This is a genomic window from Bradyrhizobium sp. USDA 4454 (genome assembly GCF_054822705.1).
Window position 1 is genome coordinate 123470 of sequence record NZ_JBTRCN010000001.1, and the last position, 26712, is coordinate 150181.

At 64.9% G+C, this 26712-nt stretch carries 21 protein-coding genes; 15 read left to right on the forward strand and 6 right to left on the reverse strand.

Going from position 1 to position 26712, the window contains the following annotated elements:
* Positions 1 to 308: 308 nt before the first annotated feature.
* Positions 309 to 911 (reverse strand): heme ABC exporter ATP-binding protein CcmA, encoded by a 603-nt coding sequence (gene ccmA, locus ACVIW0_RS00620; protein WP_461350551.1) that lies wholly within the window; start codon positions 909 to 911, stop codon positions 309 to 311.
* A 245-nt stretch (positions 912 to 1156) separates the two neighbouring features.
* Between ccmA and acnA the strand changes: the two genes are divergently transcribed.
* From acnA to ACVIW0_RS00635, 3 genes are all read left to right on the forward strand, one after another.
* The gene (acnA, locus tag ACVIW0_RS00625; RefSeq protein ID WP_461350552.1) at positions 1157 to 3877 is read left to right on the forward strand and encodes an aconitate hydratase AcnA; all 2721 of its coding nucleotides are present in this window, start codon (positions 1157 to 1159) and stop codon (positions 3875 to 3877) included.
* 227 nt (positions 3878 to 4104) lie between these two features.
* Positions 4105 to 4866 (forward strand): DUF1223 domain-containing protein, encoded by a 762-nt coding sequence (locus ACVIW0_RS00630; protein WP_461350553.1) that lies wholly within the window; start codon positions 4105 to 4107, stop codon positions 4864 to 4866.
* A gap of 512 nt (positions 4867 to 5378) precedes the next feature.
* Positions 5379 to 5750, forward strand: a complete 372-nt coding sequence (locus ACVIW0_RS00635; protein WP_461350554.1) for a DUF2794 domain-containing protein — start codon at positions 5379 to 5381, stop codon at positions 5748 to 5750.
* Between the two features lie 345 nt (positions 5751 to 6095).
* Here ACVIW0_RS00635 and ACVIW0_RS00640 read toward each other — a convergent pair whose 3' ends face one another.
* From ACVIW0_RS00640 to ACVIW0_RS00650, 3 genes are all read right to left on the reverse strand, one after another.
* Positions 6096 to 6887, reverse strand: coding sequence for a Bax inhibitor-1/YccA family protein (locus tag ACVIW0_RS00640; RefSeq protein ID WP_353701425.1), 792 nt, complete (start codon positions 6885 to 6887; stop codon positions 6096 to 6098).
* Between the two features lie 233 nt (positions 6888 to 7120).
* Positions 7121 to 9703, reverse strand: a complete 2583-nt coding sequence (locus ACVIW0_RS00645) for an ABC transporter permease (RefSeq protein WP_461350555.1) — start codon at positions 9701 to 9703, stop codon at positions 7121 to 7123.
* Positions 9700 to 10419 carry an ABC transporter ATP-binding protein gene (locus ACVIW0_RS00650; protein WP_461350556.1) on the reverse strand — a complete coding sequence of 240 codons (720 nt, stop codon included), beginning with the start codon at positions 10417 to 10419 and terminating at the stop codon, positions 9700 to 9702. The genes ACVIW0_RS00645 and ACVIW0_RS00650 overlap by 4 nt, the downstream gene beginning before the upstream one ends.
* 55 nt (positions 10420 to 10474) lie before the next feature.
* Between ACVIW0_RS00650 and ACVIW0_RS00655 the strand changes: the two genes are divergently transcribed.
* The 12 genes from ACVIW0_RS00655 (at position 10475) to ACVIW0_RS00710 (ending at position 24763) form a co-directional block, all read left to right on the forward strand.
* The gene (locus ACVIW0_RS00655) at positions 10475 to 11146 is read left to right on the forward strand and encodes an arylesterase (protein ID WP_461357208.1); all 672 of its coding nucleotides are present in this window, start codon (positions 10475 to 10477) and stop codon (positions 11144 to 11146) included.
* 167 nt (positions 11147 to 11313) lie between these two features.
* Positions 11314 to 11850 (forward strand): RNA 2',3'-cyclic phosphodiesterase, encoded by a 537-nt coding sequence (thpR, locus tag ACVIW0_RS00660; protein ID WP_461350557.1) that lies wholly within the window; start codon positions 11314 to 11316, stop codon positions 11848 to 11850.
* 138 nt (positions 11851 to 11988) lie between these two features.
* Positions 11989 to 13176, forward strand: coding sequence for a cell division protein ZapE (gene zapE / locus ACVIW0_RS00665; protein ID WP_461350558.1), 1188 nt, complete (start codon positions 11989 to 11991; stop codon positions 13174 to 13176).
* A gap of 274 nt (positions 13177 to 13450) precedes the next feature.
* Positions 13451 to 14419, forward strand: coding sequence for a malate dehydrogenase (mdh, locus tag ACVIW0_RS00670; RefSeq protein WP_461350559.1), 969 nt, complete (start codon positions 13451 to 13453; stop codon positions 14417 to 14419).
* A gap of 160 nt (positions 14420 to 14579) precedes the next feature.
* Positions 14580 to 15776 carry an ADP-forming succinate--CoA ligase subunit beta gene (gene sucC / locus ACVIW0_RS00675; RefSeq protein ID WP_461350560.1) on the forward strand — a complete coding sequence of 399 codons (1197 nt, stop codon included), beginning with the start codon at positions 14580 to 14582 and terminating at the stop codon, positions 15774 to 15776.
* Positions 15777 to 15778: 2 nt separating this feature from the next.
* A complete protein-coding gene (locus tag ACVIW0_RS00680; RefSeq protein WP_461350561.1) occupies positions 15779 to 16255 on the forward strand; it encodes a DUF1579 family protein in 477 nt (158 codons plus the stop codon).
* Positions 16256 to 16282: 27 nt separating this feature from the next.
* Entirely contained in the window at positions 16283 to 17164 is an 882-nt protein-coding gene (gene sucD, locus ACVIW0_RS00685; protein ID WP_163150788.1) for a succinate--CoA ligase subunit alpha, read from the forward strand.
* Positions 17165 to 17417: 253 nt separating this feature from the next.
* Positions 17418 to 20378 carry a 2-oxoglutarate dehydrogenase E1 component gene (locus ACVIW0_RS00690; protein ID WP_461350562.1) on the forward strand — a complete coding sequence of 987 codons (2961 nt, stop codon included), beginning with the start codon at positions 17418 to 17420 and terminating at the stop codon, positions 20376 to 20378.
* 172 nt (positions 20379 to 20550) lie between these two features.
* Positions 20551 to 21795 carry a 2-oxoglutarate dehydrogenase complex dihydrolipoyllysine-residue succinyltransferase gene (gene odhB / locus ACVIW0_RS00695; protein WP_461350563.1) on the forward strand — a complete coding sequence of 415 codons (1245 nt, stop codon included), beginning with the start codon at positions 20551 to 20553 and terminating at the stop codon, positions 21793 to 21795.
* A gap of 71 nt (positions 21796 to 21866) precedes the next feature.
* A complete protein-coding gene (locus ACVIW0_RS00700; protein WP_461350564.1) occupies positions 21867 to 22616 on the forward strand; it encodes an SDR family oxidoreductase in 750 nt (249 codons plus the stop codon).
* Positions 22617 to 22698: 82 nt separating this feature from the next.
* Entirely contained in the window at positions 22699 to 24099 is a 1401-nt protein-coding gene (lpdA, locus tag ACVIW0_RS00705) for a dihydrolipoyl dehydrogenase (protein WP_461350565.1), read from the forward strand.
* Positions 24100 to 24223: 124 nt separating this feature from the next.
* A complete protein-coding gene (locus ACVIW0_RS00710) occupies positions 24224 to 24763 on the forward strand; it encodes a hypothetical protein (RefSeq protein ID WP_461350566.1) in 540 nt (179 codons plus the stop codon).
* A 139-nt stretch (positions 24764 to 24902) separates the two neighbouring features.
* On the opposite strand, the gene ACVIW0_RS00715 is transcribed toward ACVIW0_RS00710, so the two are convergent.
* Together ACVIW0_RS00715 and ACVIW0_RS00720 are read right to left on the reverse strand one after the other, a co-directional pair.
* Positions 24903 to 25493, reverse strand: a complete 591-nt coding sequence (locus tag ACVIW0_RS00715) for a DUF4337 domain-containing protein (protein WP_461350567.1) — start codon at positions 25491 to 25493, stop codon at positions 24903 to 24905.
* Between the two features lie 162 nt (positions 25494 to 25655).
* The gene (locus tag ACVIW0_RS00720; protein ID WP_461350568.1) at positions 25656 to 26627 is read right to left on the reverse strand and encodes a tyrosine recombinase XerC; all 972 of its coding nucleotides are present in this window, start codon (positions 26625 to 26627) and stop codon (positions 25656 to 25658) included.
* Between the last annotated feature and the right edge of the window lie 85 nt (positions 26628 to 26712).

The following is a 26712-nucleotide window of genomic DNA, read 5'->3' on the forward strand; positions in this document are numbered from 1 at the left end:
ACCACCGCCGTGTGAGCCGATGTCGCGCCGCGCAATCGGTGAGCTCCCTCCCCCCTGGCGGGGGAGGGTTGGGGAGAGGGGTGGCCCCGGGCGAGATGCGTGATAGGTGCGATGCGCTCGCAATCTCGGCCGTGCGTCGTTGACACGCATAACGAGAGAGCCCGTCGTGCGGCACCCCTCTCCATAGCCGAAGCTTTGCTTCGGCGTCCTTTCAGTCAACGGCCGCCAAAGGCGGCCTATGCCCTCCCCCCCAAGGGGGGAGGGGACGGAGAGACCTGCGTGCAGCGACGAGAGATCGAACAGCGCGCTCATGCCGGGCCTCCGATCCGCAGCTCATTCGCATCGATGCCGAGCGGCAGATGGGTCGCGGCGATAATCAGGCCGCCGCTGGCGAGATGGTCGCGCATCAGGCCGACGAAGAGCGCCTGTCCGGCGGTATCGAGCGCCGAGGTCGGCTCGTCCAAGAGCCAGACCGGCCGCCGCACCGAGAGCAGGCGGGCGATCGACAGGCGGCGGCGCTGGCCGGCGGAGAGGTAGGCCGCCGGCAGATGCGCGGCGTGGTCGAGCGCGACGGCGGCAAGGCAGCGGCCGGCGTCCTCGGTCTCGCCGCCGAGGAAGTCCCGCCAGAAGGACAGATTTTCCGCAACGCTCAGCGCCGGCTTCACGGCGTCGCGGTGGCCGAGATAGTGGGCCTGCTCAGGCAGGGTGAGCTCGGCGTCGCCGCCTTCGAGCGCAACCACACCTTCGGCTGGAACCAGGAGCCCGGCGAGCACGCGCAGCAGCGAGGTCTTGCCGGCGCCGTTGGGGCCGGTGATAGCGAGCGCCTCGCCGGCCGCAGCCGACAGGTCGAGGCCGGAAAACACCTCGCGCCCGCCGCGCACGCATTTCAGATTTCGGCCCGAGAGCTGCATGGTTCGTCTTGTCACAGCCCTCTGAAATCTTTCGCTACCGTGCGAGAATTTTTGGGTCACGCAGCGCTGTCGCACGCTTGTCGGTGTGGCGGCGCTTCTAGAAAGGTTCTATAAGCCCGGGAACTTGATGCAGCACACACAACCGGCGGCCGCAAGCCATCCAGGCCATCCCTTGGCCCGTGTTGGTGTTTAGTTACCCTCGTAGTTACCCCTGCCGGGTATAACTGAAAATTGGGATTCCTCGCATGACCTCGCTCGACAGCTTCAAATGCCGCAAGACCATGAAGGTCGGCGGCAAGTCCTACGTCTATTACAGCCTGCCCCAGGCAGAGAAGAACGGACTGAAGGGGATTTCGAAGCTGCCGTATTCGATGAAGGTTCTGCTGGAGAACCTGCTGCGCAACGAGGACGGCCGCACCGTCAAGAAGGACGACATCGTTGCGGTGTCGAAGTGGCTGAAGAAGCGCCAGCTCGAGCACGAAATCGCGTTCCGTCCGGCGCGCGTCCTGATGCAGGACTTCACCGGCGTTCCTGCCGTGGTCGATCTCGCGGCGATGCGCAACGCGATGCAGAACCTCGGCGGCGATGCCGAGAAGATCAACCCGCTGGTGCCGGTCGATCTCGTGATCGACCACTCGGTCATCGTCAACTTCTTCGGTGACAACAAGGCGTTCGCGAAGAACGTCACCGAGGAATACAAGCAGAATCAGGAGCGCTACGAGTTCCTGAAGTGGGGCCAGAAGGCATTCTCGAACTTCTCGGTGGTGCCGCCCGGCACCGGCATCTGCCACCAGGTCAATCTCGAATATCTCGCCCAGACGGTGTGGACCAAGAAGGAGAAGATGACGGTCGGCAAGAAGACCGGCACCTTCGAGGTCGCCTATCCGGACTCGCTGGTCGGCACCGATTCGCACACCACGATGGTCAACGGCCTCGCCGTGCTCGGCTGGGGTGTCGGCGGCATCGAGGCGGAAGCCTGCATGCTCGGCCAGCCGCTGTCGATGCTGCTGCCCGAGGTGGTCGGCTTCAAGCTCAAGGGCCAGCTCAAGGAAGGCGTCACCGCGACCGACCTCGTGCTGACCGTCACCCAGATGCTGCGCAAGCTCGGCGTGGTCGGCAAGTTCGTCGAGTTCTTCGGCCCCGGCCTCGACTATCTCTCGGTCGCGGACAAGGCGACGATCGGCAACATGGCGCCCGAATATGGCGCGACCTGCGGCTTCTTCCCGGTCGATGCCGCGACCATCGATTACCTGAAGACCTCGGGCCGCAAGGCCGATCGCGTCAAGCTGGTGCAGGCCTATGCCAAGGCGCAGGGCCTGTTCCGCACCGCCAAGTCGGCTGACCCGGTGTTCACCACCACGCTGACGCTCGACCTCGCCGACGTCGTGCCGTCGATGGCCGGACCGAAGCGCCCCGAAGGCCGCATCGCGCTGCCGGCGGTGTCGACCGGTTTCGCGACCGCGCTGGTCAACGAGTACAAGAAGCCCGAAGGCGAATCGAAGCGCTTCGCGGTCGAGGGCCGCAACTTCGATCTCGGCCATGGCGACGTCGTGATCGCGGCGATCACCTCCTGCACCAACACCTCGAACCCGAGCGTGCTGATCGGCGCCGGCCTGCTGGCGCGCAAGGCGGCCGCCAAGGGCCTGAAGGCCAAGCCGTGGGTGAAGACCTCGCTCGCGCCAGGCAGCCAGGTGGTGGCGGAATATCTCGCCAATTCCGGCCTGCAGGCCGATCTCGACAAGGTCGGCTTCAACCTGGTCGGCTTCGGCTGCACCACCTGCATCGGCAATTCCGGCCCGCTGCCGGAAGACATCTCGAAGGCGATCAACGAGAACGGCATCGTCGCCGCCGCCGTGCTCTCTGGCAACCGCAACTTCGAAGGCCGCGTCTCGCCGGACGTGCAGGCGAACTACCTCGCCTCGCCGCCGCTGGTGGTCGCGCATGCGCTCGCCGGCACCGTGACCAAGGACCTCGCGGTCGAGCCGATCGGCAGCGGCAAGGACGGCAAGCCGGTGTTCCTCAAGGACATCTGGCCGACCGCCAAGGAGATCAACGCCTTCATGAAGAAGTACGTCACCGCGACGATCTTCAAGAAGAAGTACGCCGACGTGTTCAAGGGCGATACCAACTGGCGCAAGATCAAGACCACGGAAAGCGAGACCTATCGCTGGAACATGGGTTCGACCTACGTGCAGAACCCGCCCTATTTCGAAGGCATGAAGAAGCAGCCGGATCCGGTCACCGACGTGGTCGACGCCCGCATCCTCGCGATGTTCGGCGACAAGATCACCACCGACCACATCTCGCCGGCCGGTTCGATCAAGCTGACCTCGCCCGCCGGCAAGTTCCTCAGCGAGCACCAGGTGCGCCCCGCCGACTTCAACCAGTACGGCACGCGGCGCGGCAACCATGAAGTGATGATGCGCGGCACCTTCGCCAACATCCGTATCAAGAACTTCATGCTGAAGGGCGCCGACGGCAATATTCCGGAAGGCGGCCTGACCAAGCACTGGCCGGACGGCGAGCAGATGTCGATCTACGACGCCGCGATGAAGTATCAGGCCGAAGGCGTGCCGCTGGTGGTGTTCGCCGGCGCCGAGTACGGCAACGGCTCGTCGCGGGACTGGGCCGCAAAGGGCACCCGCCTGCTCGGCGTGCGTGCGGTGATCTGCCAGAGCTTCGAGCGCATCCATCGCTCCAACCTGGTCGGCATGGGTGTGCTTCCGCTCACCTTCCAGGACGGCACGTCGTGGTCCTCGCTCGGCCTCAAGGGCGACGAGAAGGTCACGATCCGTGGCCTGCAGGGCGATCTCAAGCCGCGTCAGACGCTGACCGCCGAGATCGTCTCCGCCGACGGGGCCAAGAAGGATGTCCCGCTACTCTGCCGCATCGATACGCTGGACGAGCTCGATTACTATCGCAACGGCGGCATCCTGCATTATGTGCTGCGCAAACTCGCGGCCTAAGGGCCGTTTGTTGGAGCATGGTCTCCGCGCAAACCCCTCGCGTTTGTTGCGAGGGACCATGGGCCAACGCGGATTTGTGATCGGTGGCTCACCGCTTAGTGAGTAGCGACCAAAAAGAAGGCGGCCTATGAAAGGCCGCTTTCTCGCGTTTTGGGGCACGCAAGTTCAAGGACAGGCTTCATGCTCCGTACAATTACGGATGGAAATCATCACGACTGGTTCGCAGTATGACAGCGATGATGGCCTATAATTCTATCTCGCGATGGTCCAGTGCGCTCGGTATCTGCGCGATCGTCGCAATCATCCGCCCCGCTCACGCCGATCCGCGTGCTGTCGTCGAACTCTTCACCTCGCAGGGATGCTCGTCCTGTCCGCCCGCGGACAAGATCATCGGCGATCTCGCGAAGGACCCCAACGTCATCGCGCTCAGTATGCCGATCGACTATTGGGACTATCTCGGCTGGAAGGATACGCTGGCCGACTCCCGCTTCAGCGCGCGCCAGAAGGCCTATTCGCATATGCGCGGCGATCGCGACGTCTATACGCCGCAGGCCGTGGTCAACGGCTCCGCGCACGTGATCGGCAGCGACCGCGCCAGCATCGAAAGCGCGATCAAGGACACCGAGAAGAGCGGCACCGTGATGTCGGTGCCGGTGACCATGACGCTGACCGGCAAGCAGATCAACGTGTCGGTCGCGGCGTCGAAATCGCCCGCCGTGTCGCGCGGCGAAGTCTGGATCTGCTCGATCTCGAAGTCGGTGCCGATCTCGATCGCGCGCGGCGAGAACCGCGGCCACGAGATCACCTACCACAATGTGGTGCGCAATCTGCTCAAGGTGGGTGACTGGAACGGGTCGTCCGGGAGCTGGACCGTGCCGCTCGAGAACATCACGCGCGAGGGCGTCGATGCCGCGGCGGTGTACGTCCAGGACGGCAATCGCGACAAGCCGGGCCCGATGCTCGGTGCCGCCTTCACCTCGCTTCACTAAGCGTCACGGCGCGCTTCGTCGCTGGGTCGCGCGCCAGGCGACAGCGAACCTGCATCCAGTGATGGGCTGAAAGGAAGGCCGGGAGGTCCTGCGCCTGCGCCTTGACCGCGTGCGCTATCGCTTAGGTCCCCAAAACAAAAAGGACCAACTTTCGTTGGCCCAGTGTTGGGATTTGACTCCCCTGCGAACAGGCCCGATCCCGACGGCCCCGGGGGGCTGGGGGCTGAGGAATCCGGAACCGAAAGGACCGGGCCAACGCAGGATTTTCTTTTCGCAAGGCAGCGGGGCAGGCGATTGGCGGAAGTGGGGCAGCAATATGATTCCGCTAACGTTCCCGTGACTCTCGGGTTTTTGGACAATCCGTCGCGTCCAACCGTGGTTAAGGGCTGGTTGCGTGGCGAATGGCCCCTTGCAGGGCCCATCGCTTAGCGCAATCATGTCACTCTCGTGACGATCCCGAAGGGGGCACGGCCTTCGGGTTCCGTCGTCACCGAGATGACAGGAGGCGCTCGATGAGTTTGATCTCGGAGGACACTGATCCGAGCGGGAGCCGCGCCGCGGCGCGTCCCGTCGCCGCGACCCCCCAGCCCAACCGCGTGACATTCAATCGACTTGAGCTCAACCGCATCCTCAATCTCTACGGCCGCATGGTCGCCGACGGCGAGTGGCGCGACTATGCGATCGACTTCCTGAAGGACCGTGCCGTGTTCTCGGTGTTCCGGCGCGCGTCGGAAGTGCCGATCTACCGGATCGAGAAGGACCCCCGGCTGGCGCGCAAGCAGGGCATGTACAGCGTGATTTCGGCGACCGGTCTGATCCTGCGCCGCGGCCATGAACTCGAGCGTGTGCTGCTCGCGATCGACCGCAAGCTGTCGCTGGTGTAGCGGGCTCGCGATCCGGTGCTCCTCCGCGGCTGCTCATTCCAACCTCCCCTTCGAAAAGGGAGGTTGCTTTGCTTGCCAGAGCAAAGCGGGTGGGGATCTTGTCGCTCCACATACGCCATCGTCTGGGGCTGACCCACATCCCGACCTTCCCCCTTTCAGGGGGAAGGAGAAGATAACTTCGTAGCCCGGATGGAGCGCAGCGCAATCCGGGGCTGTTGTAACCGCGGATGGAGGAGTCCCGGATTGCGCTCCGCTCCATTCGGGCTACGCTGCATTGCTCCGCGCAAAGAAAAGCCCCGGCCGCTTGGGGCCGGGGCTTGGATCGATCCGCTCGCTCCGTGGCGCCTAGTCGCGCTGACCGAGCAGCTGCAGCAGCAGCGTGAACAGGTTGATGAAGTTCAGGTAGAGCGACAGCGCGCCGGTGATTGCCGCACGCTCTGCCATCGCGCCGCCCTGCGAGGCGTAACCGTAGATGTAGTCGTTCTTCAGCCGCTGGGTGTCCCAGGCGGTGAGGCCCGCGAACACCAGCACGCCGACCACCGAGACGATGAACTGCAGCGCCGAGCTCGCCAGGAACAGGTTGACCAGGCTCGCGATGATGATGCCGATCAGGCCCATGAACAGGAACGAGCCCATGCCGCTCATGTCACGCTTGGTGGTGTAGCCGTAGAGGCTCAGCGCACCGAACGTCGCCGCGGTGATGAAGAACACGCGCACGATCGAGGTGTGCGTGTACACCAGGAAGATCGACGACAGCGACAGGCCCATCAGCGCCGAGAACACCCAGAACAGGAGCTGGGCGGTCGCAGGCTGCAGACGGTTGATGCCGGCCGAGATGACGAACACCATCGCCAGCGGGGCGAGGATGAACAGCCACTTCAGCGGGCTCACGAACATCGCGTAGCCGAACTGCGTCAGATAGGCATTGCCGAACTTGGCGACGGCGGCCGACTGGTCGGTGGTCACCGCCCCCATGTAGACGCCGAGCGCGGCCAGGCCGGTGATGGCAAGGCCGATACTCATGTAGTTGTAGATGCGCAGCATGTAGGCGCGCAGACCGGCGTCAACGGCCGCAGCGTCAATGCGCCCGGCGGCCCGGCCGAAAGGAGAAGCGTAATTGCGGTCTAGGTCCGACATGGTCGAATTCCCGTGGTTGGTCCCGGTGGAGCGCAAGGGATTTGCGGCGCCGGTCGTAAATCTATCTCAGATGGCGCGGTTTGCGGAACATTAATTCCGTGTCATTCAGCCGGCCATCCGACCCGATTGGTATGTGGGAAATTAACACATCCGACGCAAGCTTCCACGCGCGGCCGAATGTCGCTCTGGCCTAGCATTGTAGGCAAAAACGGCGCTGCCGCCGCTACAAATTGTCACAAATTCCGCAGCACCGAGGCCGGTTTCTGGTTCAGGGCGAGCAACGTGCCGGCCAGTCCAAGTCCGACCGTGACGACCAGCGCGGCGAGCACGACCAGCGCGGCGCTGCCGGCCTGCCAGATGAAGCTCAGCGTCATCAGCCGCGTCACGATCAGCCAGGCCGCGACCGAGCCGGCGATCACGCCGAAGATCGCGGTTGCAAAACCGATCATCAGATACTCCAGCGCGTAAGCGCCGAGCAATCGCGCCCGCGTAGCGCCAAGCGTTTTGAGGATCACGGCATCATAGACGCGGTGACGGTGCCCGGCCGCGAGCGCGCCGCCCAGCACCAGGATCGCCGAGATCAGCGTCACGGCGCTGGCGCCGCGGATCGCCAGCACCAGGTTGCTGACGACGCCGCCGACGGTCTCCAGCGCCTCGCGGACCCGCACGCTGGTGACCATCGGGAAGGCGTCGGCGACCTGCTTGATGATGCGCGCGTCGTTGGCGCCCGCTTGGGTCGCGCCCGCATGCGGCTCCGTCAGGGTCGCGACGTGGCTGTGCGGCGCGCCCTTGAAGGCATTCGGCGAGAACACCAGCACGAAGTTGATGCCGAGCCCCTGCCAGTCGATGTTGCGCAGATTGGCGATCTTCGCCGGCACGTCGCGGCCGAGCACGTTGACCACGATCTCGTCGCCGATCTTCAGGCCCAGGCCGTCGGCGATCTTCTTCTCCATCGAGACCAGCGGCGGTCCGCTGTAATCCGGGCCCCACCATTCGCCCTCGACGATCTTCGAGCCCTTGGGGATCTCGCCGGTGTAGGTGAGGCCGCGGTCGCTTTGCAGCACCCATTCGGAATCGACCGACGGCTTGAGCTGGTCGGCCTTGACGCCGCGCGCGGCAACGATGCGCCCGCGCAGCATCGGCACGTCCTCGACAGTCGAGCCGGCCGCGATCTGACCCAGGAAGGCGGCAAACCGGTCGGCTTCGGTGGAGGGGATGTCGATGAAGAAGAACGACGGCGCGCGCTCCGGCAGCGCGGCCAGGAATTGCCGGCGCAGATTGCCGTCGATCTGGGTGATGGTGACCAGCACCGCTAAGCCAAGGCCGAGCGACAGCACGACCGACGGCGTCAGCGCGCCCGGCCGATGGATGTTGGCGATCGCGAGCCGCAGCATGGTGATGCGGCTGTGCGGCAGGCGCCGTGCCACCGCCATCAGAATCGCGGCGATCCCGCGCAGCAGCAGGAACACGGCGATCGAGGCGGCGACGAACACGGTGGCGACCCGCTTGTCATAGGCCAGCCCGATCGCAACCCCGATCAGCAGCGCGATCACCATGGCCATCAGCGCCAGATAGCTCCAGCGCGGCCGATGCCACTCGCTGGTGACGGTTTCCCGGAATAGCGCGGCGACCGGCACGTCGTGGACCCGGCCAAGCGGCCACAGCCCGAACGCCAGCGCGGTGAGCTGGCCATAGATGAAGGAGAGCGCGAGCTCGTCGGGATGCAGCGCCGGCACCACCGGCAGCGGCAGCAGCTTGCCGAACAGACCGACGATGACGAACGGCAGCGCGGCGCCGAGCGCAAGCCCGATCACCGAGCCGATCCCGGCCAGCACCACCACCTGGGTGCAGTAGATCGTGAAGACGTCGCGGCCGGTGGCGCCGAGCGCCTTGAACGAGGCGATGACGTCGCGTCGACGGTCGATGTGGCTCTTCACCGCATTGGCGACGCCGACGCCGCCGACCAAAAGTGCGGCGAGCCCGACCAGGGTCAGGAACTGGGTGAAGCGGTTGATGGTGCGCTCGAGCTGCGGCGAGGCATTGCTGCGGCTGCGGACCTCCCAGCCAGCCTCCGGCGCCGCAGCCCGGGCGCCGTCGATCAGGGCGGTGGTGGCTCGATCGTCGTTGGCGCCGTCGGGCAGCTTCACCCGGTAGATCCAGCGTACCAGGCTGCCGGGCTGCAACAGGTCGGTGGCGCGCAGGCTGGCCTCGCTGATCAGGAAGCGCGGGCCGAGGCCGACGCCGCCGGCGAGCTTGTCGGGCTCGGCCGCCACCACGCTGCGGATCTGATAGGTCGCGCTGCCGATGGTGACGCGGTCGCCGAGCTTGAGATCAAGCCGCGCCAGCAAGGTCGAGTCGGCTGCCGCGCCAAAAACGCCGTCGCGCTCAGTGAGCAGGTCGGCAACCGGCATGTTCGGCTCGAGGGTCAGCTCGCCGAGCATCGGATATTTGCCGTCGACCGCCTTGAGCTCGACCAGCGCCAGCTTGCCGTCAGTGCTGCGCGCCATCGCGCGCAGTGTGGCCGTGACCGAAACCTCGCCGCGGGTGCGCAGATAGACGACCTCGTCGGGCTTGGCCTCGCGCGAGATCAGCGAGAACGCGACGTCGCCGCCGAGCAGCGTGCGTCCCTCGCGCGACAGGCCGTCGCCGAGGCTCGCCGCAACCGAGCCGACGCCGGCAATCGCCATCACGCCGAGCGCGATGCAGGCGATGAACACGTAGAATCCGCGCAAGCCGCCGCGCAGTTCGCGCAGCGCATAACGGAAGGCAAGCGACGACGCGCGGCCCTGTACCGCGACTTCGGACGCAAAGCTCATGTGGTTGATTGTCCGTCGATGCGGCCGGAGCGCAGCCGCACCACGCGATCGCAGCGCTGTGCGAGCGCGAGGTCATGCGTCACCAGCACCAAGGTCATGCCGCGCTCGGCGTGCTTGGTGAACAGCAAATCGACGATCTGCTTTCCTGTCGTCTCGTCGAGATTTCCGGTCGGCTCGTCGGCGACCAGGATCGCGGGATCGGGCGCCAGCGCGCGCGCGATCGCGACGCGCTGCTGCTCGCCGCCGGAGAGCTGCGTCGGATAGTGATGCAGCCGTTCGCCGAGGCCGACCGACTGCAGCTCTCGCGCGGCGCGCGCAGCCGCATCGGGGCTGCCGGCGAGCTCGAGCGGCACGGCGACATTCTCCAGCGCCGTCATGGTCGGGATCAGATGGAACGACTGGAAGACGATGCCGACCTGGCGGCCGCGGAAGCGCGCCAGCGCATCTTCATCGAGGGCATTGAACGAGGTGCCGTCGACAACCACTTCTCCGCTGTCAGGACGTTCAAGCCCCGCCATCACCATCAGCAAGGTCGACTTGCCCGAGCCCGACGGGCCGATCAGGCCGATGGCCTCACCCGCTGCCACACGAAGGCTGATATCTTTCAGGATATGAACCCGTGCCGCGCCGGTGCCGAGCGAGAGATTGACGTTCCTGACGGCAATGGTGTCCGGCTCGACGTCGGTCAGTGAAGAGGATGCGATGAGACTGTCCATGGTTCGGTCATATGGCACTTCCGCGGCTGCGGTCGAGGGCCGGTTGAGAATTGTCGTGCACATACTCGTGTTGCTTATGGGCGTGATGACGGCGGCGAGTGCGCAGACGCCGGGATCTGGGGACGGAGCTGAGAAAGGCCCGGCGCAAGGCGTCGTGAAGCCGATCAAGATCGTGGTCCTGGGCGATTCCCTGAGCGCCGGGTACGGTCTCCCAGGCCCGGCGGCATTTCCGGTCCGGCTGCAAAAAGCCTTGGAAGCCAAGGGGATAAGGGTCGATATGACCAATGCCGGCGTGTCCGGCGATACCGCCTCGGGCGGCCGCGAGCGGCTCGACTGGTCGGTGGCCGATGGAACCGATGCCGTGATCGTCGAGCTCGGCGCCAACGATGCCTTGCGCGGCATCGATCCCGCGGTGACGCGTGCCGCGCTCTCGGACATCATCACAAAGTTGCAGGCGCGCAAGATCGCCGTGCTGTTGTGTGGCATGCTCGCGCCGCCGAACTATGGCAGCGACTATGCAGCGAAGTTCAACGCGATCTATCCCGATCTGTCGAAATCGCTCGGCGTGCCGCTCTATCCGTTCTTCCTCGACGGCGTTGCTGGTAATCCGAAGATCAATCAGGCCGACGGCATGCATCCTACGGCAGAGGGTGTGGACATCGTTGTGACGAATATCCTGCCCACGGTGGAGGCATTTCTCGGTGCATTATCAGGGCAACGCAGTTGAAACGCAGGCAGTATGGCCCGCTGTGTCCCTAGGTTTACGACCTGTTAACGGGTCGTGCTTCGCAGAGTCATATATCTCAGGTACAAATAGGCATCGGTGATTCGTCGCCGGGCTTGTTACAGGGTGCGGGCTCCCAAAACCCGCGCCAAGCATCGAGGATTAAAGCGATGCCGCGTCTGTTCACTGGTCTGGAAATTCCGGCCGATATCGGCCAATCCCTCTCCAGCTTGCGTGGTGGCCTTCCCGGCGCTCGCTGGATCGATCCCGAAAACTATCACGTCACCCTGCGCTTCATCGGCGATATCGACGGCCTCTGGGCCAACGAGATCGCGACGATGTTGTTTCGGGTGAACCGCAAACCGTTCGAGGTCAAACTGCAGGGCCTGCAGAGCTTCGGCGGACGCAAGCCGCGTGCGGTGGTTGCCGCCGTCGAGCCGAGCCGGCCGCTGATCGAACTGCAAGCCGAGCTCGAGCGGATGATGCAGCGGATGGGGCTCGATCCCGAGGGCAGGAAATTCACGCCACATGTCACGCTCGCGCGTCTGCATGACGCATCGAGCCAGGACGTTGCGGATTATCTGTCCGTGCGCGGCTACTTCCCGAGCCGCAGCTTCATGGCGGACCGCTTCGTGCTGTTCTCGTCGCGCGCGTCGACAGGCGGCGGCCCTTACGTGGTCGAGGATTCCTACGAACTCTGCGCGTAGGGTTTCGCAGATCGCGGTGCTCGGCACCTGGCAAGGCCGTGTGGCCGGCCGTGGTATGCAAGGGTTCGCGCTTGCATACCCCATTGGCGCAATTCACGGCTTGCAATTTGCCGCGCAGTAGGGCCGTAAGGTGGACCCATGCTGTCCACCTCGCCCAGTTCCTTTCTCGAGCACTACAAAACCCTGGTCGCCTCCGGCGCGATCGAGGCCGATCCCGCGCAGGCCCGCGCCGCCGATGCGTTCGGCGCGTTGGAGGAGCGGCTCGCGAGCTACAAGCCGCAGCGCAAGCAGGGCCTGTTCGGACGACTGTTCGGCGGCGACAAGGACGACAAGCTGCCACGCGGGCTCTACGTCCATGGCGAGGTCGGCCGCGGCAAGACCATGCTGATGGATCTGTTCTTCCAGCAGAGCCCGGTCGAGCACAAGCGCCGCGCCCATTTCCACGAATTCATGGCCGAGGCGCATGAGCGCATCTACGGCTATCGTCAGCAGATCGCGCGCGGCGAGATCGCAGACGGCGACGTGATCGCGCTGACCGCGCAGGCGATCTTCGACGAGGCCTGGCTGCTCTGCTTCGACGAATTCCACGTCACCGACATCGCGGACGCGATGATCCTCGGGCGGCTGTTCGCAAAGCTGTTCGATCTCGGCACCGTCGTGGTTGCGACCTCGAACGTCGCGCCTGAGGATCTCTACAAAGGCGGTCTCAATCGCGCGCTATTCCTGCCGTTCATCGCGCAGATCTCCGATCATATGGACGTGCTGCGGCTCGATGCGCGCACCGACTTCCGGCTGGAAAAACTGTTCGGCGTCAAGATGTGGCTGGTGCCGGCGGATCAAGCGGCCGATGCCGAGCTCGATGCGGCCTGGCGCAAGATGACCGGCAACGCACCGTGCAAATCGCGCGACATCGCGATCAAGGGCCGCCTGTTGCATGTGCCGTGCTCGTCGCACGGCGTCGCGCGATTCAGCTTTGCCGAGATCTGCGAGAAGCCGCTTGCCGCGTCCGATTACCTCAGGCTCGCGCACGATTACCACACCATCCTGATCGACCACATTCCGGTGATGGATTACGCCGAGCGCAACGCCGCCAAGCGTTTCATCTCGCTGATCGACACGCTCTATGACAATGCCGTGAAGCTGATGGCCTCGGCCGCGGCCGATCCGGTGTCGCTGTACCTTGCCGAGGACGGCATCGAGGCGATGGAGTTCAAGCGCACGTCCTCGCGCCTGATCGAAATGAGCTCGGAATCCTATTTGGCGCTGCCGCACGGCCGGAAGGACTCCTCCGCAAGCGGCGCGACGACAGGCCTGGTCGAGACGTAGAGGACGTCATTCCGGGGCGCGCGAAAGCGCGAACCCGGAATCTCGCGCCACAATCTCCAGATTCCGGGTTCGACGCTCTACGTCGCCCCGGAATGACGGTACGCTGGCATGCCTGATCGAATTGCAGGCAGGGCCCGCGATCGGGCAGGCCCGCGACTTGCAGGCCGACTTGCAGCCGACTTGCAGGCCGACTTGAATGGATCATTCGAAAGGGATAACCACCCTTGCAACCGACTTCCCTCCCTCCTGCACCAGTTCAAAGGACTGATTTCCCATGGCACGCGACAAGATTGCACTGATTGGCTCCGGACAGATCGGCGGAACGCTGGCGCACCTCGTTGGCCTCAAGGAGCTCGGAGACGTCGTGCTGTTCGATATCGCCGAGGGCGTGCCGCAGGGCAAAGCGCTCGACATCGCGCAGTCGTCGCCGGTCGACGGCTTCGACTCCAACCTGGTCGGCGCCAATTCCTATGATGCGCTCGACGGCGCCAAGGTCTGCATCGTCACCGCCGGCGTGCCGCGCAAGCCCGGCATGAGCCGCGACGATCTCCTCTCCATCAACCTGAAGGTCATGGAGCAGGTCGGCGCCGGCATCAAGAAGTACGCGCCGGACGCCTTCGTCATCTGCATCACCAACCCGCTGGACGCGATGGTCTGGGCGCTGCAGAAGGCCTCGGGCCTGCCGCACAAGAAGGTGGTCGGCATGGCCGGCGTGCTCGACTCCGCCCGCTTCCGCTACTTCCTGGCCGATGAATTCAATGTCTCGGTCGAAGACGTCACCGCCTTCGTGCTCGGCGGTCACGGCGACACCATGGTGCCGCTGACCCGCTACTCGACGGTTGCCGGCATTCCGCTGCCCGACCTCGTCAAGATGGGCTGGACCTCGCAGGCGCGCATCGACGAGATCGTCGACCGCACCCGCAACGGCGGCGCCGAGATCGTCAATTTGCTCAAGACCGGTTCGGCCTTCTACGCGCCGGCCGCATCCGCAATCGCGATGGCCGAGAGCTATCTGAAGGACAAGAAGCGCGTGCTGCCCTGCGCCGCCTATCTCAATGGCGAGTACGGCGTGAAGGACATGTATGTCGGCGTGCCCACGGTGATCGGCTCCAAGGGTGTCGAGCGCGTCGTCGAGATCGAGCTCGCCGGCAAGGACCGCGAGGCGTTCGACAAGTCGGTCGGCGCGGTGCAGGGCCTGGTCGACGCCTGCAAGAAGATCGCGCCCGATCTGCTCGGCAAGTAATCTCGTTCGGCAATGGCCCGATAGGCGATTTCGATCGCCTGTCGGGCACAAGGTGATGAAATTCCGGCGGATTTTGTAGTTGCGCGAGCATTGGTATATGGTATGCCAGCGTCAAGGCTGACGCGAAGTTCGGCGCACGAGGGTTTGGGAGCCTCTTTCCATGAATATCCATGAATACCAGGCCAAGGCACTGCTGCACGAATTCGGCGTGCCGATCTCGCGCGGCGTCGCGGTGCTGAAGCCGGAAGACGCCGATGCGGCGGCCAAGCAGCTCCCCGGCCCGATCTGGGTGGTGAAGAGCCAGATCCACGCCGGCGGCCGCGGCAAGGGCAAGTTCAAGGAAGCGTCCGCCGGCGACAAGGGCGGGGTCCGCATCGCCAAGTCGGTCGCCGAGGTCGACGAATTCGCCAAGCAGATGCTCGGCGCGACACTGGTCACGGTGCAGACCGGCCCGCACGGCAAGCAGGTCAACCGCCTCTACATCGAGGAAGGCTCCGACATCGACAAGGAGTTCTACCTCTCGATCCTGGTCAATCGCGAGACCTCGGAAATCTCCTTCGTGGTGTCGACCGAAGGCGGCGTCAACATCGAGGACGTCGCGCATTCGACCCCGGAAAAGATCGTCTCCTTCTCGGTCGATCCCGCCACCGGCATCATGCCGCATCACGGCCGCACCGTTGCCGAGGCGCTGAAGCTGAAGGGCGATCTTGCCAAGCAGGCCGAGAAGCTGACCGCCCAGCTCTACAACGCCTTCGTCGCCAAGGACATGGCGATGCTCGAGATCAATCCGCTGGTTGTCACCAGGCAGAGCCAGCTGCGCGTGCTCGACGCCAAGGTGTCGTTCGACAGCAACGCGCTGTACCGCCACCCGGACATCATCGCGCTGCGCGACGAGACCGAGGAAGACGCCAAGGAGATCGAGGCGTCGAAATACGACCTCAACTATGTCGCGCTCGACGGCACGATCGGCTGCATGGTCAACGGCGCCGGCCTTGCCATGGCGACGATGGACATCATCAAGCTGTACGGCATGGAGCCGGCGAATTTCCTCGACGTCGGCGGCGGCGCCAGTGTCGAGAAGGTCGCGGCGGCGTTCAAGATCATCACCGCCGATCCGAACGTGAAGGGCATCCTGGTCAACATCTTCGGCGGCATCATGAAGTGCGACGTGATCGCCGAGGGCGTGGTTGCCGCGGTAAAGCAGGTCGGCCTCAAGGTGCCGCTGGTGGTGCGTCTTGAAGGCACCAATGTCGAACTCGGCAAGCAGATCATCCGCGACAGCGGTCTCAATGTCCTGGCAGCCGACAATCTCGACGACGCCGCACAGAAGATCGTGAAAGCCGTCAAGGGAGGCTAACGATGGCCGATCATCTCGACGCCCCGACACCGCTGGACGAACACCGCAAGCTCGCGGTCTTCGCGGGCGAGTGGAATGGCGAAGAGATGGTCTATCCGTCGCGCTGGACCGCGGGCGGTCCGGCCACCTCGCATGTCACGGCGCGCATCGCGCTCAACGGCTTCTATTTGATCCAGGACAGCGTGCAGACCCGCGACGGCAAGCAGAGCTTCGCCACCCACGGCGTCTTCACCTACGACCGCGAGGATCGCGCCTACCGATTGTTCTGGCACGATTCGCTCGGCTACTACCCGCCGTCGCCGGCGTCCGGCGGCTGGGCGGGAAAGTCGCTGATCCTGGTGCGCGGCTCGCTGCGCGGCAATGCCCGTCACGTCTACGAGGTCGTCGACGACAACACCTACACCATGAAGATCCAGTTCTCGCCTGACGCGGAAGGGTGGGCCGACGTGCTCACCGGCGTGTACCGGCGTATCCACTAAACCCTTCTCGTCTCGCGAAAGCATCCCATGTCCATTCTGATCGACAAGAACACCAAGGTCATCTGCCAGGGCTTCACCGGCAAGAACGGCACGTTCCATTCGGAAGCGGCGATCGCTTACGGCACCAAGATGGTCGGCGGCGTGGCGCCGGGCAAAGGCGGCTCGACCCATCTCAATCTGCCGGTGTTTGACACCGTCGCCGAGGCGCGCGCCAAGACCGGCGCCGACGCCAGCGTGGTCTATGTGCCGCCGCCCGGCGCGGCGGACGCAATTTGCGAGGCGATCGACGCGGAGATCCCGCTGATCGTCTGCATCACCGAGGGCATCCCGGTGCTCGACATGGTGCGCGTGAAGCGCTCGCTGTCCGGCTCGAAGTCGCGGCTGATCGGGCCGAACTGCCCGGGCGTGATGACCGCCGGCGAGTGCAAAATCGGCATCATGCCCGCCAACATCTTCAAGCCCGGCTCGGTCGGCATCGTCTCCCGCTCCGGCACCTTGACCTATGAGGCGGTGTTCCAGACCACCCAGGAAGGCCTCGGCCAGACCACCGCGGTCGGCATTGGCGGCGACCCGGTCAAGGGCACCGAATTCATCGACGTGCTGGAAATGTTCCTGGCCGACGAGAAGACCAAGTCGATCGTCATGATCGGCGAGATCGGCGGTTCCGCCGAGGAGGACGCTGCCCAGTTTCTCAAGGACGAGGCCAAGCGCGGCCGCAAGAAGCCGATGGTTGGCTTCATTGCCGGTGTCACCGCACCTCCCGGCCGCCGCATGGGTCATGCCGGCGCGATCATCTCGGGCGGCAAGGGCGACGCCGGCTCCAAGACCGCAGCCATGGAAGCCGCCGGCATCAAGGTCTCGCCGTCGCCGGCGCGGCTCGGGCATACGCTGGCCGAGATGCTGAAGTAACCGTTGCGGGCGAAGTCTCTTTGAGGGTTTGGCGTATTTTCGGCGGGTTCTCCTCGGGGAACCCGCCTTTTTATTGCGTTTTGCCGTCAGAACGTCGATCAATAAAATATGAAATTAAGTTCATTTCTTAGTTCTTTTAGGCAGGAATATCTGGCCTAGATAGGGTAAAGGGTATCTATCCAGCCGGCCCACTTCCAGACCGGCATCAGCGCCGTCTCCTACGCGCGAACCGAAAAATCACCAGGACTGCCTCATGTCTCGCCAAGACGCGAACGCCGCTTTTGCACTCTCCTCATTCCTGCAGGGCACCAACGCCGCCTATATCGACGACCTCTACGCCCGTTACGAGCAGGACCCATCCTCGGTCGATGCCGAATGGCAGGATTTCTTCAAGAGCCTTAAGGACACGCCGGCCGACGTGCAGAAGAACGCCGAGGGCGCCTCGTGGGGCCGCGCCAACTGGCCGGTGACGCCGCGCGACGAGCTGACCTCGGCGCTCGACGGCAATTGGGCCCAGGTCGAGAAGGCGGTCGGCACCAAGCTCGCAGCCAAGGCGCAGGCCAAGGGCGCTGAGCTGTCCGACGCCGACGTGCATCAGGCGACCCGCGATTCGGTTCGCGCGCTGATGCTGATCCGTGCCTATCGCATGCGCGGCCATTTCCACGCCAAGCTCGACCCGCTCGGCATCGAGGCGCCGCGCGATCGCGAGGAGCTCGACCCGCGCTCCTACGGCTTCACCGAAGCCGACTTCGACCGCAAGATCTTCCTCGATCACGTGCTCGGCCTCGAATACGGCACGCTGCGCGAGATCGTCCAGATCTGCGAACGCACCTACTGCCAGACGCTCGGCGTCGAATTCATGCACATCTCCAATGCCGCGCAGAAGGCGTGGATCCAGGAGCGCATCGAGGGTCCGGACAAGGAGATCAGCTTCACGCCCGAGGGACGCCGCGCGATCCTCAACAAGCTGATCGAGGCCGACGGCTTCGAGAAGTTCTGCGACACCAAGTTCACCGGCACCAAGCGCTTCGGCCTCGACGGCGGCGAATCGCTGATCCCGGCGCTGGAGCAGATCATAAAGCGCGGCGGCAATCTCGGCGTGAAGGAGATCGTGGTCGGCATGCCGCATCGCGGCCGCCTCAACGTGCTGACCCAGGTGATGGGCAAGCCGCACCGCGCCCTGTTCCACGAATTCAAGGGCGGCTCGGCCAACCCGGACTCGGTCGAAGGCTCCGGCGACGTCAAGTATCACCTCGGCGCCTCCTCGGACCGCGAGTTCGACGGCAACAACATCCATCTGTCGCTGACCGCAAATCCGTCGCATCTCGAGATCGTCGATCCGGTCGTGATGGGCAAGGTGCGCGCCAAGCAGGACCAGCACGGCGATCCGCCGGACATGCGCATTTCGGTGCTGCCGCTTTTGATGCATGGCGACGCGGCATTCGCGGGCCAGGGCGTGGTGGCGGAATGCTTCAGCCTGTCCGACCTGAAGGGCTACCGCACCGGCGGCTCGCTGCACTTCATCGTCAACAACCAGATCGGCTTCACCACCTATCCGCGCTACTCGCGCTCGTCGCCCTATCCGTCCGACGTCGCGAAGATGATCGATGCACCGATCTTCCACGTCAATGGCGATGATCCGGAGGCCGTGGTGTTCGCGGCCAAGGTCGCGATCGAGTTCCGGCAGAAATTCCACAAGCCGGTCGTCATCGACATGTTCTGTTACCGGCGCCACGGCCACAACGAGGGCGACGAGCCCGCGTTCACCCAGCCGGTGATGTACAAGAAGATCGCCTCGCATCCGACCACGCTGGAGATCTACGCCAAGCGGCTGGTCGCGGAAGGCGTGCTCACCGAGGGTGAGGTCGAGAAGGCCAAGGCCGACTGGCGTGCGCGCCTCGATGCCGAATTCGAGGCCGGCGCCGGCTACAAGCCGAACAAGGCCGACTGGCTCGACGGCAAGTGGGCGGGCTTCAAGATCGCCGACCAGGAAGAGGACGCCCGCCGCGGTGTCACCGGCGTCGACGTCGCCGTGCTCAAGGATATCGGCCGCAAGATCACCAAGGTGCCGGACGGCTTCCGCGTCCACCGCACCATCCAGCGCTTCCTCGATAATCGCGCCAAGGCGATCGACACAGGAGTCGGGATCGACTGGGCGACCGGCGAGGCGCTGGCGTTCTGCACGCTGTTGCAGGAAGGCCATCATGTCCGGCTGTCCGGCCAGGACTCCGAGCGCGGCACTTTCTCGCAGCGCCATTCGGTGCTGATCGACCAGGAGGACGAGAGCCGCTACACGCCGTTCAACCATCTCGGCGGCGAAGATACCGGCCACTACGAGGTCATCAACTCGCTGCTGTCGGAAGAGGCGGTGCTCGGCTTCGAATACGGCTACTCGCTGGCCGAGCCGAATGCGCTGGCGCTCTGGGAAGCCCAGTTCGGCGATTTCGCCAACGGCGCCCAGGTGGTGTTCGACCAGTTCATCTCCTCCGGCGAACGCAAATGGCTGCGCATGTCGGGCCTCGTCTGCCTGCTGCCGCACGGCTATGAAGGGCAGGGACCGGAGCATTCCTCCGCGCGCCTCGAGCGCTATCTGCAGATGTGCGCCGAGGACAACATGCAGGTGGTCAATCCGACCACGCCGGCGAACTACTTCCACGTGCTGCGGCGCCAGCTGCATCGCGAGATCCGCAAGCCGCTGATCCTGATGACGCCGAAGTCGCTGCTGCGCCACAAGCGCGCGGTGTCGCGGCTCGACGAGCTCGGCAAGAACGCCACGTTCCACCGCATCCTGTACGATGACGCGCAGATGCTGCCCGACGAGAAGATCAAGCTGGTGCCGGACGACAAGATTCGCCGCGTCGTGCTGTGCTCCGGCAAGGTCTATTACGATCTGTACGAGGAGCGCGAGAAGCGCGGCATCGACGACATCTATCTGATGCGCATCGAGCAGCTGTACCCGGTGCCGCTGAAGGCACTGGTGCAGGAGTTCGGCCGCTTCAAGAACGCGGAGATGGTCTGGTGCCAGGAAGAGCCCCGCAACATGGGCTCCTGGCACTTCATCGAGCCCTATCTGGAATGGGTGCTGAACCAGGTCAACGCAGCCAACAAGCGTCCGCGCTATGCCGGCCGTCCGGCATCGGCAGCGACCGCAACCGGTCTGATGTCGAAACACCTGGCGCAGCTCAAGGCGCTGCTCGACGACGCACTGAACTAACGATCTTCACTGCAGCCATGCCCCGCCCTGTGCGCAATTGCGCACCGGAGCGGGGCATCCGGTATCCGCGTCATCCAGCACAGGTGCTGTGTCACGGAATATCGGGTCGTCCGCTTTGGCGGGTGGTGGCCGGATAAATTTTTCGACCGCTTTGGTTATCGAGGAAAAGACCATGACTGAAATTCGCGTTCCAACGCTCGGTGAATCCGTGACCGAGGCCACCATCGGCCGCTGGTTCAAGAAAGCCGGTGAAGCCGTCGCAGTGGACGAGCCGTTGGTGGAGCTGGAGACCGACAAGGTCACCATCGAGGTGCCGGCGCCGGTCGCCGGCACGCTCGGCGAGATCATCGCCAAGGACGGTGAAACCGTCGCCGTCGGCGCGCTGCTCGGCCAGATCAATGACGGCGCTGCTGCCGCCAAGCCGGCTGCGGCTGCTGCTGCTGCCGCCGCTCCGGCCAAGGCTGCCGCGCCGGCGCCCGCAGCGGCGCCTGCCGCGCCCAAGGTCCCGCCGGCGGACGCGCCGCTGGCGCCGTCGGTGCGCAAGCTGTCGGCCGAAAGCGGCGTCGACGTCTCCACCGTTCCGGGCTCGGGCAAGGACGGCCGCGTCACCAAGGGCGACATGCTCGCTGCGATCGAGAAGGCCGCCTCGGCGCCGACCCCGGTCAACCAGCCGGCGGCCGCCGTGCAGGTTCGTGCGCCGTCGCCGGCCGACGATGCTGCGCGCGAGGAGCGGGTGAAGATGACCCGGCTGCGCCAGACCATCGCGCGCCGCCTCAAGGACGTGCAGAACACCGCCGCGATGCTGACCACCTTCAACGAGGTCGACATGACCGAGGTGATGAAGCTGCGCGCGCTCTACAAGGATACGTTCGAGAAGAAGCACGGCTCGAAGCTCGGCTTCATGGGCTTCTTCACCAAGGCGGTGGTGCAGGGGCTGAAGGACATTCCGGCCGTCAACGCCGAGATCGACGGCTCCGACCTGATCTACAAGAACTACTACCACATCGGCGTAGCGGTCGGCACCGACCGCGGCCTCGTGGTGCCGGTGGTGCGCGACTGCGACCACAAGTCGATCGCCGAGATCGAAAAGTCGATCGCCGACTTCGGCCGCCGCGCCCGCGACGGTCAGCTCAAGATCGACGAAATGCAGGGCGGCACCTTCACCATCACCAATGGCGGCATCTACGGCTCGCTGATGTCGACGCCGATCCTCAACGCCCCGCAGTCCGGCATCCTCGGCATGCACAAGATCCAGGAGCGGCCGATGGTCGTCGGCGGCAAGATCGAGGTGCGCCCGATGATGTATCTGGCGCTGTCCTACGATCATCGCGTGATCGACGGCAAGGAAGCGGTCACCTTCCTGGTGCGCGTCAAGGAGAGCCTGGAAGATCCGGCCCGCCTGGTGCTGGATCTCTGAGGTCGTATCGCGCGCGACGCCCGACCGGTTCGGGCGCGCGATCTGTTGGGTGCTCATGTTTGGGGATCAATGTGACGGATAAGGTCGTTGTCATCACCGGCGGTAGCCGCGGCATCGGCCGCGCTACCGCGCTTGCTGCTGCCGCGCGCGGCTATCGCGTCGTGGTCGGCTATGCCACGAACCAGGCCGCGGCCAACGAGGTCGTTGCCGCGATCGAAGCGAAGAACGGCAAGGCGATCGCGGTGAAATGCGACGTCGGCAGCGAGCAGGACATCCTGGCGCTGTTCAAGGCGGCCGATGGCTTCGGCACGCTCGGCGCACTGGTCAACAATGCCGGCATCGTCGGCAAGAGCGGCGTGCGGGTCGACGAGATGTCGGCCGAGCGCATCCAGCAGATGATGGCGGTCAACGTCACCGGCAGCATTTTGTGCGCGCGCGAGGCGGTGAAGCGGATGTCGACCAAGCACGGCGGCAAAGGCGGCGTCATCGTCAACCTGTCCTCGGTCGCGGCGAAACTCGGCGCACCGAACACCTATGTCGACTATGCCGCCTCCAAGGGGGCAATCGATTCCTTCACGGTCGGCCTCGGCTACGAAGTCGCGGGTGAGGGCATCCGCGTCGCCGGCATCCGGCCCGGGCTGATCGACACCGACATCCACGCCGCGGGCGGCGAGCCCGATCGCGCCCATCGGCTCGCCCATCTGGTGCCGATGAAACGCGTCGGCACCGCCGACGAGATCGCCAACGCCATCGTCTGGCTGATCTCGGACGAGGCGTCCTACGTCACCAGCGCGATCCTCGACGTGTCGGGCGGTCGCTAGGCCACATTCAAGAGTGGGCGCCGGTCTACCAAAGACCGCGCCCCCGTAACCGTCACAGAGTTTAGCTACAGGACCTTCCATCATGGCTTCTTACGATCTCGTCGTCATCGGCACTGGCCCCGGCGGTTACGTCTGCGCGATCCGCGCGGCGCAGCTCGGCATGAAGGTTGCCGTCGTCGAGAAGAACGCGACGCTGGGCGGCACCTGCCTCAATGTCGGCTGCATGCCCTCGAAGGCGCTGCTGCACGCCTCCGAGATGTTCGAGGAAGCCGGCCACTCGTTTGCCAAGATGGGGGTCAGCGTCCCGGCGCCGAAGCTCGATCTGCCGGCGATGATGAACTTCAAGCAGCAGGGCATCGACGGCAACGTCAAGGGCGTCGAGTTCCTGATGAAGAAGAACAAGATCGACGTGCTGAAGGGCACCGGCAAGATCCTCGGTGCCGGCAAGGTCGAGGTCTCCGGCGATGGCAAGACCGAGACCGTCGAGACCAAGAACATCGTGATCGCCACCGGCTCGGACATCGCGCGCCTGAAGGGCATCGACATCGACGAGAAGCGCATCGTGTCGTCGACCGGCGCGCTGTCGCTGGAGAAGGTGCCCGGCAGCCTCTTGATCGTCGGCGCCGGCGTGATCGGGCTCGAACTCGGCTCGGTCTGGCACCGTCTCGGTGCCAAGGTCACCGTGGTGGAATTCCTCGACCGCATCCTGCCCGGCATGGATGGCGAGGTGGCCAAGCAATTCCAGCGCATCCTCGAGAAGCAGGGCTTTGCCTTCAAGCTCGGCGCCAAGGTCACCTCGGTCGACACCTCGGGCAAGACGCTGCAGGCCAAGGTCGAGCCGGCCGCCGGCGGTGCTGCGGAGACCATCGAAGCGGACGTCGTGCTCGTCTGCATCGGCCGCGTGCCCTACACCGAAGGGCTCGGGCTGAAGGAAGCCGGCGTTGCGCTCGACAATCGCGGCCGCGTAGCGATCGATGCGCACTTCTCGACCAATGTGAAGGGTATCTACGCAATCGGCGACGTCGTGGCCGGGCCGATGCTCGCGCACAAGGCGGAGGACGAGGGCGTGGCCTGCGCCGAGATCATCGCGGGTCAGGCCGGCCATGTGAACTACGACGTCATTCCAGGTGTTGTGTATACCACGCCCGAAGTGTCGTCGGTCGGCAAGACCGAGGAAGACCTCAAGCAGGCCGGTGTCGCCTATACCGTCGGCAAATTCCCATTCACCGCGAACGGCCGCTCCAAGGTCAACCAGACCACCGACGGCTTCGTGAAGGTTCTCGCAGATGCGAAGACCGACCGGGTGCTCGGCGTGCACATTGTCGGCATCGAGGCCGGCGAAATGATCCATGAAGCCTGCGTTCTGATGGAATTCGGCGGTTCGGCCGAGGATCTGGCGCGCACCTGTCACGCCCATCCGACCCGCTCCGAGGCGATCAAGGAAGCCGCGCTTGCGGTGGGCAAGCGCGCCATCCATATGTGATCGAAGGGCCGGCGCGAGCCGGGCTGGAGCATGATCCGGAAAAGTGTGAAGCGGTTTTCCGAGAGGATCATGCTCAAACGAGGAGCTGAAGCGCGATGATTCATCGCGCTTTATGATCATAGCGATGTTGCGCCGCCTGCTTCAGCCGTTCTGGGTCCTGCTTGCGATCATCTTCCTGATCGAGGCCTGGCTGTGGGACCACGTCGAGCCGATCGTGGCGCGGGTGGTGGCATGGATTCCGCTGCACGCGCTCAAGCAATGGCTCGCCGACCGGGTCGATTCGCTGTCGCCGGCGATGACGCTGATCGTCTTCGTCGTGCCGCTGATCCCGTTGTTTCCGCTCAAGCTGGTCGGGCTCTGGCTCTTGGCGAATCAATACTGGTTCAGCGCGGTCTCGCTGATCCTGTTCGCCAAGATCGTCGGCGTCGGCGTCACGGCCTTCCTGTTCGACGTGACGCGGTCGAAACTGCTGGAGATGCCCTGGTTCGAGGCGCTCTATAATTTCGTGATGTCATTGCGGGCCAAGGCCAACGCGCTGGTCGAGCCGGTCAAACGCCGCATTCGCGAGATGATCACCGGCGACGGCGAGGGCTGGACCGCCCGCACGCTGCGCCTGATCGCACGCTTCCGCAAAAGCGTGCATCAGACCAGCAAGGTGCTCTGAGCAACACTGTCGCTCGCGTCATCCTGAGGAGCCTGCGAAGCAGGCGTCTCGAAGGATCGACGGCCCCGCTGTGGCCGATTCATCCTTCGAGACGCCGCAACGCGGCTCCTCAGGATGACGGGGCCCGAGCCTTTTCAGTTCAATGCAAAGGCAGCAGATGCGGCTGGAACAGGCCGAGCGCGGTCATCAGGACGCCGGCGAGCGTCACCAGGCCCGACACCCAGGCCAGCACGGTCATGCCCGTGATGATGGTTGCGGATGCCAGCACGATCGCGATCTGGAAGGCGGCGGAAGCAAGCTCGAAGTGATGATATTTCGCGGTCGCCTCGTCGCGCTCATGCTCGGCGTGCTTGGCGCGCTCCGAGAGTTGCTCCGAGCCCTCGCCGGTCTCCGGCTCCGAGCGATAGCGCGCCGCGGTCTTCTGCCAGTCGTCGATCTGCTTCTGCAGCGCGGCCTTGGCCGCCTCGTCGGTGGTGGTGGCGAGGTTCAGCTTGCCCTGCTCGGCAGCGGTCTGCACCGCGGTGCGGCGGATGCTCTTGGCCTGGAAGAAGGCCCACAGGTTGGACGCCTCGACATTCTTGCTGATCGATTCGGTCTGGGCGCCCTTGCCAAGCGTTTCCGACAGTGCCAGGCAGAGCGCGATCACGGCGATAAGGAGCGCAATCTTCTTGTTCTCGCCCGATGCATGCTCGGCATGCTCCGCGTGCTCCATACTTTCATGTGCGCTCATGATTCCCCTCCGGATGAGACCGCGCCACGATTGCCGAATGCGGCGCACAAGGCAAGTGCCGAGCGGTTTGTGGCAGCCGTATGAATGAAGATGAACGGCGCAAGATGAACGGCGGATCGGCAGGCGAGGCCTGCGCCTGACGTTGAGCTGACAGCGACGCGATCAGCCCCGCGGGTGCGCGGAGCGATAGACTTCGAGCAACCGCTCGCTGTCGATGCCGGTGTAGATCTGCGTGGTCGACAGCGACGCGTGGCCGAGCAATTCCTGGATCGCGCGCAAATCGCCGCCGCGGCTCAGCAGATGGGTGGCGAAGGAGTGGCGGAGCGCATGCGGCGTGGCGCAGTCGGGCAGGCCGAGCGCGCCACGCAGCCGCTCCATGGTGAGCTGGATGATGCGCGGGCTCAACGGGCCGCCGCGCGCACCGACGAACATCGGCCCGGTCGGGCTGAGCTGGTGCGGGCAGATCGCCGCGTAGTCTGCGATCAGTTGCAGCACGGTGTGCAGCACCGGCACCATGCGGGTCTTGTTGCCCTTGCCGGTCACGACCAGCACGTCGCCTTCGCCCGGCTTCGGCACGTCGCGTCGCTTCAGCCCCAGCGCCTCGGAGATGCGCAGGCCCGAGCCGTAGAGCAGCGCCATCACGGCGGCGTCACGCATCAGGATCCAGGTCTCGCGCTCCTCGCCGGCGCGCTCGTCGGCGTCGGCGAAACGCTTCGCCGCGTCCATGTGGATCGGCTTCGGCAGGCTCTTCGCCACCTTCGGCGCGCGGATCGCCGAGAGCGCGCCGACCTTGCCCTTGCCCTCGCGCTCCAGGAAGCGCCCGAACGAGCGCAGGCCGGCCAGCGCCCGCATCAGCGATCGGCCGCCGATCTCGTCCGCGCGGCGCATCGCCATGAAGGCGCGGACGTCGCTCGCCTCGAGTGCGGAAAATGCCGCTAGCGTCACGCGCGCGCCCCAGTGCTCGGCCAGGAAGGCCAGGCATTGCCGCACGTCGCGGGCGTAGGCCTCGAGCGTCTTCGGCGACAGCCGCCGCTCGGCGCGCAGATGCGATAGCCAGCGCGTCATCTCCTGCGTGACCGATGGATCGGCGCAGTCGAGCTCGAGCGGTGCGATGGGCTGATCGGTCCGGGCCATCTGTTGGGGCTATTGGCGCTACGAATCTCCTGATTATATCGCACTGCCTTCGTTTACCGATCGCTAAGACCGCACGACGGTGCTA

Bases quoted from the DNA above. Each gene is read 5' to 3' on its own strand.
- ccmA (WP_461350551.1), bottom strand. From the start codon at position 911: ATGCAGCTCTCGGGCCGAAATCTGAAATGCGTGCGCGGCGGGCGCGAG.
- acnA (WP_461350552.1), top strand. From the start codon at position 1,157: ATGACCTCGCTCGACAGCTTCAAATGCCGCAAGACCATGAAGGTCGGC.
- ACVIW0_RS00630 (WP_461350553.1), top strand. From the start codon at position 4,105: ATGACAGCGATGATGGCCTATAATTCTATCTCGCGATGGTCCAGTGCG.
- ACVIW0_RS00635 (WP_461350554.1), top strand. From the start codon at position 5,379: ATGAGTTTGATCTCGGAGGACACTGATCCGAGCGGGAGCCGCGCCGCG.
- ACVIW0_RS00640 (WP_353701425.1), bottom strand. From the start codon at position 6,887: ATGTCGGACCTAGACCGCAATTACGCTTCTCCTTTCGGCCGGGCCGCC.
- ACVIW0_RS00645 (WP_461350555.1), bottom strand. From the start codon at position 9,703: ATGAGCTTTGCGTCCGAAGTCGCGGTACAGGGCCGCGCGTCGTCGCTT.
- ACVIW0_RS00650 (WP_461350556.1), bottom strand. From the start codon at position 10,419: ATGGACAGTCTCATCGCATCCTCTTCACTGACCGACGTCGAGCCGGAC.
- thpR (WP_461350557.1), top strand. From the start codon at position 11,314: ATGCCGCGTCTGTTCACTGGTCTGGAAATTCCGGCCGATATCGGCCAA.
- zapE (WP_461350558.1), top strand. From the start codon at position 11,989: ATGCTGTCCACCTCGCCCAGTTCCTTTCTCGAGCACTACAAAACCCTG.
- mdh (WP_461350559.1), top strand. From the start codon at position 13,451: ATGGCACGCGACAAGATTGCACTGATTGGCTCCGGACAGATCGGCGGA.
- sucC (WP_461350560.1), top strand. From the start codon at position 14,580: ATGAATATCCATGAATACCAGGCCAAGGCACTGCTGCACGAATTCGGC.
- ACVIW0_RS00680 (WP_461350561.1), top strand. From the start codon at position 15,779: ATGGCCGATCATCTCGACGCCCCGACACCGCTGGACGAACACCGCAAG.
- sucD (WP_163150788.1), top strand. From the start codon at position 16,283: ATGTCCATTCTGATCGACAAGAACACCAAGGTCATCTGCCAGGGCTTC.
- ACVIW0_RS00690 (WP_461350562.1), top strand. From the start codon at position 17,418: ATGTCTCGCCAAGACGCGAACGCCGCTTTTGCACTCTCCTCATTCCTG.
- odhB (WP_461350563.1), top strand. From the start codon at position 20,551: ATGACTGAAATTCGCGTTCCAACGCTCGGTGAATCCGTGACCGAGGCC.
- lpdA (WP_461350565.1), top strand. From the start codon at position 22,699: ATGGCTTCTTACGATCTCGTCGTCATCGGCACTGGCCCCGGCGGTTAC.
- ACVIW0_RS00710 (WP_461350566.1), top strand. From the start codon at position 24,224: ATGTTGCGCCGCCTGCTTCAGCCGTTCTGGGTCCTGCTTGCGATCATC.
- ACVIW0_RS00715 (WP_461350567.1), bottom strand. From the start codon at position 25,493: ATGAGCGCACATGAAAGTATGGAGCACGCGGAGCATGCCGAGCATGCA.
- ACVIW0_RS00720 (WP_461350568.1), bottom strand. From the start codon at position 26,627: ATGGCCCGGACCGATCAGCCCATCGCACCGCTCGAGCTCGACTGCGCC.